At 33.2% G+C, this 2677-nt stretch carries 3 protein-coding genes; 2 read left to right on the forward strand and 1 reads right to left on the reverse strand.

Features of this window, described 5'->3' with window-relative positions:
* On the reverse strand, positions 1–275 hold a 275-nt coding region (locus tag WC815_24255), incomplete at its 3' end, for a hypothetical protein (protein MFA5911903.1).
* A 310-nt stretch (positions 276–585) separates the two neighbouring features.
* Between WC815_24255 and dnaG the strand changes: the two genes are divergently transcribed.
* Both dnaG and WC815_24265 read left to right on the forward strand, forming a co-directional pair.
* Entirely contained in the window at positions 586–1740 is a 1155-nt protein-coding gene (gene dnaG / locus WC815_24260) for a DNA primase DnaG (GenBank protein ID MFA5911904.1), read from the forward strand.
* 208 nt (positions 1741–1948) lie between these two features.
* Positions 1949–2677: hypothetical protein (locus WC815_24265; GenBank protein ID MFA5911905.1), on the forward strand; the 729-nt coding region annotated here is incomplete at its 3' end.

Raw genomic sequence — 2677 nt, forward strand, 5'->3', positions numbered from 1 at the left:
TTTCTTTTAAGAACATTGCTTATATCTATTGCTCTATGAGGATCATATCCACTTACTCCAAGGTTAATTTTTCCATCTTTAGTCTGAAGACTTATTCTTGATACTGTTCTAAGATTTTCTTCTGGGGGGTCTGTTGGTCTTATAAAAATCTCTGATTTCTTTATAGAAGGGAATGCCTTCCATCTAAGAGTATTCTCTCCTAACGACCAACTTATCTCTCTTGCATATTTGCCTCTATCTTCAAGTTTTTCAAATGAATAATAGTTGTTTGTCATAAAAAAAGGGGATTAAGGAGACTTATAAAGGTTTCTTATTGGAAACCTTTAAAAACTGCCCAAACGGTATAACTATGAAAAGTATCGTATTCAATTATTATCACGATATCACATCACATTCAAGTTTGATAATCTTAAGTTTTATCTTAAGGTAGTTTAGAAGTTGGGCGTTGGAAAATCCTGAGAAGGTTCGGGTGGGCTTTATGCCTTTGTGAGTGCTATAATTAGCGATATTTTTCTGAGAAATCATAGATTTCAATAAATTAAACACGTGAGACAACAAGTCTCACAAAATTAAACAAATACAAAAATGGCAAAAATAAGTCCGGTATCAATAAAATACATGATACACGCGAATTTTACAGCTGAAGGTGCTTTAGAAAAACCTGACGTAATCGGAGCTATATTCGGGCAAACTGAAGGTTTGCTGGGTGCTGAACTTGAAATGAGAGAATTGCAGAAAGAAGGAAAGATAGGAAGAATTGAAGTTGAATTAGAAAGAAGGGACAAGATGACAACTGGAAAAATAATGATTCCAACTGCTCTTGATCAATCTGAAACTACTTTGATAGCTGCTGCAATTGAAACAATAGAAAGAATAGGCCCAAGTGATGCTCAAATAGAAATTGCAAGAATTGAAGATGTAAGAGGAAGCAAAAGAGATTACATCCTTGAAAGAGCAAAAAAGCTTATGTCTGAAATAAAAGGTTCAACCGATTCAAGAGAAATATCAAATGAGATAAAAGACTCTGCAAAGACTTCAAGCATACAAGAATATGGTGACGAAAAACTTCCATGTGGAAACATATCTGGAAGAGAAATAATTGTTGTTGAAGGAAGAGCAGATGTTGTAAATCTTTTGAGAGCAGGTGTTACTAATGTTATTGCAATGAATGGTACAAAAATGCCAAACGCAATAAGAGAACTTGGAAAGGAAAAAGAAATAACTCTTTTTGTTGATGGAGACAGAGGCGGAAAGTTAATTATACAAAATGTTTCGGATAATGCAAATATAGATTACATTGTTGTTGCTCCTGATGGAAAAGAAGTTGAAGAATTAGCAGGAAAAGAAATCCTTATGATTCTTAGAAGAAAGACTCCTTTGAATGAATTCCTTAGAAGAGAAGGAATGCAAAGAAGAGAACAACCTGAAAGAACTGAAACCCCTTTAAAGAAAAAAGAATTGAATGAGGAAGAAAAAGAAAAGCTCAAAAAAATTCTTAAAGCAAACGAAGACTCTGGAAAAGCAATTCTTTTGGATGAATCTCTTAGAGAAATAAGAGAAATATCTGCAAGAGGATTTGGTGGAAGTCTTAGAAGAGTGAATGAAAAACCTTATGCAATAGTTTTAGATGGAACAGTTACAAGTTCAGTAATAGAAGCTGCAGAAGACGCAAAGTGTCAAGTTCTTGTTGCTCGAAATTTCGCTGCAACAAGTAACAATATTCAATTATTAAGTTTTTAATTTTATAATAAAACGGGATGGGGGAAACCCCATTTCGTATTCTTTATTTTTTGTAAATAAAAGTAACAACCAGTCACTGATTGTTATAACAGGTAGTAACGACAGTGTAACTATTAAATTACTACAATCGTAAGCTTTATAAACAATAATTAGTATAGGATTTTGTAGAAAAAAACTTTCTACACAATTAAATAAAATGAGAGCAAAAATGAATACAAAGAAAATTTTGGTTTCTCTTTGTACAATCGCAATCGCTTTGTTTTTGGTTGCTACAGTTTCTGCTGCAAATTTAGCTAGTACAACAACTATAGAAGTTGATGGAATCAACGTTCTAGACAATGTAAGTCTTATTGCTGGTGAAACAATGACTGTTAAAGTTATGTTCACTGCAATTGCAGATGCTACTAATGTTAGAATAAAAGCAGAAGTTGAAGGTGACAAAGTTAGTTTTGATGCTATGACAGTTCCATTCGATGTGGAAGCTAATCATACATACAAGAAAACTTTGACACTTGAAGTTCCTTCTGAACTTAAAGACCAACTTTCTGATGATGTAACTCTTAACATAAAGATATGGAATGGAGATTACAAAACAGAAAAAACTGGTTTAACTTTATTAGTTCAAAGACCTTCATACAACCCAGTTGTTAAGTCAATAACTACATCTCAAACAATTCAAGCTGGTGAAACAATTCCAGTAGATTTTGTTTTGAAGAATGTTGGTTATAACGACTTAAACGACGTCTATGTAACTGTTGGAATAACTGCTTTAGGTGTTGAACAAACATCCTATTTCGGTGACCTAGTTAAAATAGAAACAAGCACAATGCACGACGAAGAGACAGATACAGTTAGTGGAAGAATCTTCTTAGAAGTTCCTTACACTGCAAAAGCTGGAATCTATACTCTTGAAGTCAAAGTTACAAATGATGACGTT

Source organism: Vicinamibacterales bacterium, assembly GCA_041659285.1.
In the GTDB taxonomy this organism is placed as follows: domain Bacteria; phylum Acidobacteriota; class Vicinamibacteria; order Vicinamibacterales; family UBA2999; genus 12-FULL-67-14b.

What these genes read in the sequence shown, in the direction of transcription:
- dnaG (MFA5911904.1), top strand. Translation starts at nt 586, where the DNA reads ATGGCAAAAATAAGTCCGGTATCAATAAAATACATGATACACGCGAAT.